A 6413-nucleotide genomic window follows, 5' to 3' on the forward strand; every position below is an offset into this window, starting at 1 on the left:
AATAAAAATGGAGTAATTTGAATTTATACAAGAAGAAAAAAAATCTTCACTCATTATATAAACTACAATACTATAATCACAAATACGATAAATATAACTATCATGCACAAACAGCAACCCAATGAAGCCAATGTATTCTCATTTTTATCATCACTGTCGGGTCTTTTAAGTTCTGTTACCTGAATGGCGTATTTTTCTTCGTTGTCATACACGTCGGCCAGTTTAACCGCAACCCAAATTGATCTGATGATGCCTACAAACATAAGCAAAATTGCCAAAAGTAAGATGAAATGGCTCGGAGTCAGGTAATGCAATGGAATACCATAGATTCCATAGAACAATAAATAAATAAACCATGGCAGTTCATAGATTATACCCTCGACTAACCAGTTCTTGTTGTTCTCACGAAGTGCGATGTATATGAATCCAAATCCATTAAAAAAGATAATGAATGAAAGGATTACCCACCATGATTTTTTAATTTTTTCTATGACATTCATATTATTCAATTAAACTGCTGTTGTTTGTTTCAATCTTTTCGACAACTTTCTGACCATCAACGGCCATATCAGAGAAAAGGTCAATTGTTTCCTTCATTTTTGGAAGGGCTTCCTGTTTATAAGTGCTTACATCCTGAATAGCCTGAAGGGCTTCTAAAAATGATGCTTTTAAAACGTCAGGAGATATCATTGTCTCAGCACTGTGCTTTTGAATTTCACTGCCCTGTTCTTTAAGCATATGTGATGTGGTTTCTATGATGTTTTCAGTTGTCTGGTTGAGGATAGATATCTTGTCCATCACAAGCTTCTGGTCATATAATGCACTTGCGACAATTACACCAGTTCTTAATGCTGAAAGGGTGACGTTTTTAGCCCTGTTGACACCTCTGATAAGTTCCTTATTGTTTCTTCTGATGACATTCAATGAAACTATACCCTGCTGGTTAACAACAATCATCTGCTGCATATCCATAATTCTCTGCCTTAAAGGGAAAAGGATTTCCTCTTTTACAAATGCAATCTTGTCTGGTGCGACACCGTTTATTTCAGCTTCCTGAATTTGGGATTCAATTGATGCATCCATCTGTTTACCAAGTTCAATGTCTGCGAGAAGTTTGTTTGTAACCTCCCTCAGGTAGGTTTCCTCATTGAGCAAGGTTGTGTTGTCGTTTTGAAGTACTTTACTGCTGTTGTCAAGTGAATCCATGATGTTTGAAATAGCTCCTTCTGCCTTTTCATACTTTTCAAAGTATTTTCTGACAGGATTGAGGATGTTTCCAAGAACACCTTTTTTGGCAAAATCGACTTTACTTGGGTCAAGTTCCTTCATTTGTCTGTTGAGCTCTGCTAGTTTGTCACCGATATTTTCCGCATCCTTTCCGCCTTTGGACAAGTCCACAACTTTTGTTGCAAGCATTTCGTTTCTGCTGGCGGATTTGGACATGTCGCTCATACCGAAGTTCTCAAGTGGTTTGAGGATGCTTTCCCTTTCCTGAGGATTGTCAAAGTCGGCATCAAATATTGCAACGGCATTTTTGTCTGCCTGGGTTTTTAAATTAGAATTTTCTAATTTTTTTTCTTCCTCTTTAAGGGTAGTTTCAACATCATTTTTGATTTCATCTATATCTAAAGAAAATTCAGCCATTTTTCATCACCATTTAGTTTAAAAAGCTAATTTTTGCTTGGTTTATATCTTCTGTATATGTATCTATAGTTTTTCCGTCTTTAATTATCTCTACTTTAACATGATCCAGATTCGGTTTTTTATAGGTTGTAAGGTGTCCGAATGAAATCGGATAATCAGTATCATAATATGCATTTGCAAGAGTCTCAGTTTCCTGACCGAGAACAGTGTCATTTGCATCACAATACTTGGTTTTTATAATATAACCGTCCTGCTTTGAGGGAACATGAGTGAACAGTGCCTCGGTCCATAGTGAATAATATGTTTTTCCATTATTTGACCCCATATATCCACTTACATCACTTATAGTTAACTGAACATGTTCCACGTTATCCTCAACGACCTGCGGATTTGAAGAGTCATTTCCGCCGAGGGTGAAAGCCAATGCGAAAGCTCCTACAACAACCACGACTGCTATCAGAACCAGAAATACCTTACCATCTGAAAACAGTCCTCCTCCTGAAGATCCAGAGGAATCCTTGTCAACAAAATCGTATCCGCAATTTGCACAGAAATGCGCATTATCCGGAACACTTTCATCACAGTTTGGACATTTTTTTGACATTTTATCACTCTTTATAATCCTTTACCGAATCTATTAAATTTTCCATATCATCCAATAAGATTTTGACGTCATTTTCTGACTGTGAATCCGAACTGATGTTTATTACCAGTTCGTTAGTTAAATCTTCAATCTGATTTATGATCGTTTTCATGTTCCTGACTTTGCCGTCAAGCTCATCCCTTATCCTTGGTGTGTCCTCGACAGCCAGTTTTGTAATGTTTTGGGCTGAATCCACCTGGTTGTAGAATAGCTTATGGCAACTGTCAATCATTGATGTGAACTTATCGTGGGTTATTTGAGGAGGTTCGAATTTTTTGTCGATTAAATCCCTAACAACACCTTCCTTGACATCGAAAAGCACCTTGAGGTTGTTGATTTCAACATCATATTCCTTAAGTGAATCAAGTGAAGCATCTTCAATTTGAACTTCCTGTTTTTCAACTTCTTTGTTTTTAGTTTCCTGAACAGGTTTGGATTTTTGAACCTTTTTGGCTTTTCGCCTGTATCCCTTAAGGTTCATTGCACGATAAGCGTAAAGCAGGGGTATGATAAATAATATAAGAATTATAAATGTAAGAAGAGTATTTTTGGCATACACTACCATGAAAGCTATTGAAAGTAGAATTAAATAATACAGCCCCATCATCCATGGAAGGGATTCATGTACTAAAAGCGCATCCTGAACAGTACCGTAACCACGTCTCAGCTTGATTTCACTGGCTTTTTTTGACTCGGGCGCATACTGCATTATTTCATCATCACTCAAAATACCTTCCCTAGGCTCAATAATGAATTTAACATCAGACAATGTTTCCACACAGCTGATCATATTGCCTTCGCAGTCATATGCTTTTGAATCCTTGAAAACCAATGGTGTGGTCAACCTCTTTATTTCCTGAGCTTTGGTAATTCCACCAGACATTTATACTCCCCACTGATATTATCAATTATTATATTAACATTCTAGTATTTAAATGTGTTTGCAAATTGTGGTTATTCGTCGAATTCCTTTTCAAGAAGGATTGTAACAGGACCATTATTGAGGAGATTCACTTTCATGAATGCTCCAAAAACTCCGGTTTGAACTTCAACGTGCTCTCGGCATTTTTCAACAAAATAGTCAAAGAGTTCGCTTGCCCTTCCGGGTTCCATTGCATGGTGAAATGAAGGCCTGTATTTTTTAACCTTACCATATAAGGTAAACTGTGGAACCAGAAGCAGTTTTGCTCCAATATCCAGTGCCGATTTATTCATGCGTCCGTTTTCATCTTCAAATACCCTTAGCTTCACCAGTTTTCTAGTCAGATAGTCCGCTTCCTTTTCAGAGTCGTTTTCTCCAAAACCTACCAGTACCATCAAACCTTCAGCAATTTCGCCTGTTATTTCACCGTCAACTTCAACGCTGGCATTTGTTACCCTCTGAACAACCAATTTCATTTTACCATTCACCTTGAAAGTTATTATAAATTGAGATGCTCGAGAACCTCATCTGTTGATTCTTTAACAATGTTTGCTGCATTGGCAAACTTGTTCAGTTCATAATCGTTCATATGAATAGGAACAATCATTGCAACTCCTTTTTTGGACAGTACTACCGGAACGCCAAGGGAAACATCATGGACATCTCCAACTTCACCCTCAAGATAACATGAAACTGTCAGAATCTTGTGGGAATCTGTTATTATTGTTGAAATCAGGTTTGAAATCGCAAAAGATGGACCGTATTCAGTTGCTCCCTTTTTGGATATTATGGTATTTCCAGCCTTTCTAAGCCTTTTGATAAGTCTTGGAACTTCCATATCCACAGACTTTGTGAAATACTTCAACGGAATACCACCAATGGTTGTGGAACTTAAAAGAGGAACCATATTATCCCCATGCTCTCCGATAACCCTTGTGTGAACTTCAGAACTGTTGATGTTGATTTGTCTTGAGAAATATGCCTTGAGCCTTAGTGAATCCAGGTGGTTTCCAATTCCTATAACCTTTGTTTTTGAAAAACCTGAAGCCTTAAGGGCGACAGTTGTCATCACGTCAACAGGATTGGTTGCAACTAGTATTATGCTTTCCGGAGAGTGGATTGCAACGTTTTTGGCATATTCATATACGATTTCAGAGTTTGGAATTGCCAAATCACGTCTGTTCATTCCCTCCTCACGATGAATGCCTGCAGAAATCAGTACGATGGCTGAACCCTCAATATCACTATAGTCACTTGTTGGAGTCAAAGTACAGTCAATATCTTCAGCCGCCAGTGCATCGTACATATCAAATGTTTCGCCTCTGGCCTTTTCGACACTTTGAGGTCTTGCAAACAAAACTATTTCATCTACTGTATCGGCCCTTGCCAGTGTGAATGCAACGTTCTTTCCTATTACACCGGTTGAACCCATAATAGTTACTTTTACCATATTATAATATTGGCGTTCATAATAAAAATAAATTACTAAATATATCAATGACAAATAATATAATCAAATACCATTTAGGTGATGAAATGGCAGATGAAGAACTGAAACTAGAAACAAAATGTTATGACGCAAACGAATACGGCTACCTTTACGGACTTAACAAAAAGATTCCAGATGAGGAATTTGAAAAGGTAAAGCCATATTTCAGAAAATTCAAAAGGATGGATTTCGTTGAAGGAAACGTTCAGGTAACCGGACGGCCTGAAGGATGGAGATGTCTTGAAAAAGATGTTGCAAAAGTAGAGGAAATACTTGGAATTACAAATACCCTTGAAAAAAGACAGAATAAAATAAAGGAAGCATTTGCAGATCCGATTAAAAAGTCAAATCTCATAGACCAGTCATACGAATGGCTTGTAATGCTCTTTCAGCAGACCGGTACACGTCCTCAGCAGGACTTATCCAGACTGGCGGTTCATTCAACAAAAATTTATGACCCTCAGGACAGCTTCAAGACAAGATCAAAAGACGGTGAAGGGGAACTTTTTATCTACACCCCTCACGGCATGTGGTATATAATCAACAACTGCGGGGAGTTTTCAGATTTAAGTCTGAACAATGTCAAAACTCCACAGGGAGGAGCCATCGGCCACAGGCTGATGTATGACGATTTGATTGACAGACTGATTAGAATCTACACTGAAGAAAATGAATACACCGGCGAAAAATTATATTAGATTTTTTTCATTCACAAAGTACCATACTGTTTAAACAGAATGGCCGTATTGAAAAATTTGACTAAAAAATTAACTATATTATGGATGAAATTCAAATATTTATCTAGATTATTAAGGTGGTTTATTTTAATGCAAAAAGTTATTAATGCTCATTGTCACATTTATCCGGAAAAAATTGCAGACAAGGCAGTTATTGGAATTAGAGACTTTTATGATTTGGACATGTCATTGAACGGCAAGATTGATGGCCTGCTTAAAGATGGTGAAAAAGTAGGTACTGTACACTATCTTGTCCATTCAGTTGCAACCACTCCAAAACAGGTAAAGTCAATCAACGAATTCATTGCAAGTGTTGTTGATTCAAATCCTGATTTGTTCACAGGTTTCGGAACCCTTCATCCTGACAGCGAAGACATCCAGGGTGATTTCGATTATCTGATAGAACTGGGTCTTAAAGGAGTCAAGCTGCATCCCGATTTTCAGCAGTTTGCAATGAATGATGAACGCGCATTCAAAATAGGAGAGATAGTTCGTGAAGGAGGCGTTCCAATGCTTGTTCATTGCGGAGACTACAGATACAATTATTCCAATCCAGAACACATCAAACCATTTTTGGACAAATTTCCTGAAATCACTTTCATCGGAGCCCATTTTGCCGGCTGGAGCATATGGCAGGAAGCTACAGAAAAACTTGCCGGAACTCCAAACCTTTATGTTGATTTAAGTTCAAGTTTATATGACCTTAAACCTGAAACTGCAGTCGATTTGATTCATGCATATGGTGCCGACAGGGTGCTTTGGGGAACTGATTATCCAATGTGGGAATCAGAAAGTGAAATGGAATATTTCGATAAACTTGATTTGACCGATGATGAACGGGAAATGATATTATATAAGAACGCAGCTAAAATTTTAGGGCTTGAATAGTCCTTTTCTTTTTTTAATTTTAAAAATTCATAAAAACAAACATTTCATATCTGAAAATCTACTATATATAAATTGAAGTATACTATAATT

At 37.4% G+C, this 6413-nt stretch carries 8 protein-coding genes; 2 read left to right on the plus strand and 6 right to left on the minus strand.

What is annotated here, in order from left to right:
* Positions 1–62: 62 nt before the first annotated feature.
* From ACKI2P_RS07295 to ACKI2P_RS07320, 6 genes are all read right to left on the minus strand, one after another.
* Positions 63–509 carry a hypothetical protein gene (locus ACKI2P_RS07295; protein WP_407376388.1) on the minus strand — a complete coding sequence of 149 codons (447 nt, stop codon included), beginning with the start codon at positions 507–509 and terminating at the stop codon, positions 63–65.
* Positions 502–1644, minus strand: a complete 1143-nt coding sequence (locus ACKI2P_RS07300; protein ID WP_407376390.1) for a toxic anion resistance protein — start codon at positions 1642–1644, stop codon at positions 502–504. The genes ACKI2P_RS07295 and ACKI2P_RS07300 overlap by 8 nt, the downstream gene beginning before the upstream one ends.
* 13 nt (positions 1645–1657) lie before the next feature.
* Positions 1658–2248, minus strand: a complete 591-nt coding sequence (locus ACKI2P_RS07305; protein ID WP_407376392.1) for a zinc-ribbon domain-containing protein — start codon at positions 2246–2248, stop codon at positions 1658–1660.
* Positions 2249–2252: 4 nt separating this feature from the next.
* Positions 2253–3170 (minus strand): hypothetical protein, encoded by a 918-nt coding sequence (locus tag ACKI2P_RS07310; RefSeq protein ID WP_407376394.1) that lies wholly within the window; start codon positions 3168–3170, stop codon positions 2253–2255.
* A gap of 71 nt (positions 3171–3241) precedes the next feature.
* Positions 3242–3685 (minus strand): D-aminoacyl-tRNA deacylase, encoded by a 444-nt coding sequence (gene dtd, locus ACKI2P_RS07315; RefSeq protein WP_407376396.1) that lies wholly within the window; start codon positions 3683–3685, stop codon positions 3242–3244.
* A 23-nt stretch (positions 3686–3708) separates the two neighbouring features.
* Positions 3709–4659, minus strand: a complete 951-nt coding sequence (locus ACKI2P_RS07320; protein WP_407376398.1) for a malate dehydrogenase — start codon at positions 4657–4659, stop codon at positions 3709–3711.
* Positions 4660–4745: 86 nt separating this feature from the next.
* Here ACKI2P_RS07320 and ACKI2P_RS07325 point away from each other — a divergent pair, with 86 nt between their 5' ends.
* Both ACKI2P_RS07325 and ACKI2P_RS07330 read left to right on the plus strand, forming a co-directional pair.
* Entirely contained in the window at positions 4746–5396 is a 651-nt protein-coding gene (locus ACKI2P_RS07325) for a hypothetical protein (RefSeq protein ID WP_407376400.1), read from the plus strand.
* Between the two features lie 129 nt (positions 5397–5525).
* The gene (locus tag ACKI2P_RS07330) at positions 5526–6323 is read left to right on the plus strand and encodes an amidohydrolase family protein (RefSeq protein ID WP_407376402.1); all 798 of its coding nucleotides are present in this window, start codon (positions 5526–5528) and stop codon (positions 6321–6323) included.
* The last annotated feature ends 90 nt before the right edge of the window (positions 6324–6413 follow it).

This window comes from Methanobrevibacter sp. (assembly GCF_045541095.1).
Classification (GTDB): domain Archaea; phylum Methanobacteriota; class Methanobacteria; order Methanobacteriales; family Methanobacteriaceae; genus Methanocatella.

What these genes read in the sequence shown, in the direction of transcription:
- ACKI2P_RS07300 (WP_407376390.1), bottom strand. Translation starts at nt 1,644, where the DNA reads ATGGCTGAATTTTCTTTAGATATAGATGAAATCAAAAATGATGTTGAA.
- ACKI2P_RS07305 (WP_407376392.1), bottom strand. Translation starts at nt 2,248, where the DNA reads ATGTCAAAAAAATGTCCAAACTGTGATGAAAGTGTTCCGGATAATGCG.
- ACKI2P_RS07310 (WP_407376394.1), bottom strand. Translation starts at nt 3,170, where the DNA reads ATGTCTGGTGGAATTACCAAAGCTCAGGAAATAAAGAGGTTGACCACA.
- dtd (WP_407376396.1), bottom strand. Translation starts at nt 3,685, where the DNA reads ATGAAATTGGTTGTTCAGAGGGTAACAAATGCCAGCGTTGAAGTTGAC.
- ACKI2P_RS07320 (WP_407376398.1), bottom strand. Translation starts at nt 4,659, where the DNA reads ATGGTAAAAGTAACTATTATGGGTTCAACCGGTGTAATAGGAAAGAAC.
- ACKI2P_RS07325 (WP_407376400.1), top strand. Translation starts at nt 4,746, where the DNA reads ATGGCAGATGAAGAACTGAAACTAGAAACAAAATGTTATGACGCAAAC.
- ACKI2P_RS07330 (WP_407376402.1), top strand. Translation starts at nt 5,526, where the DNA reads ATGCAAAAAGTTATTAATGCTCATTGTCACATTTATCCGGAAAAAATT.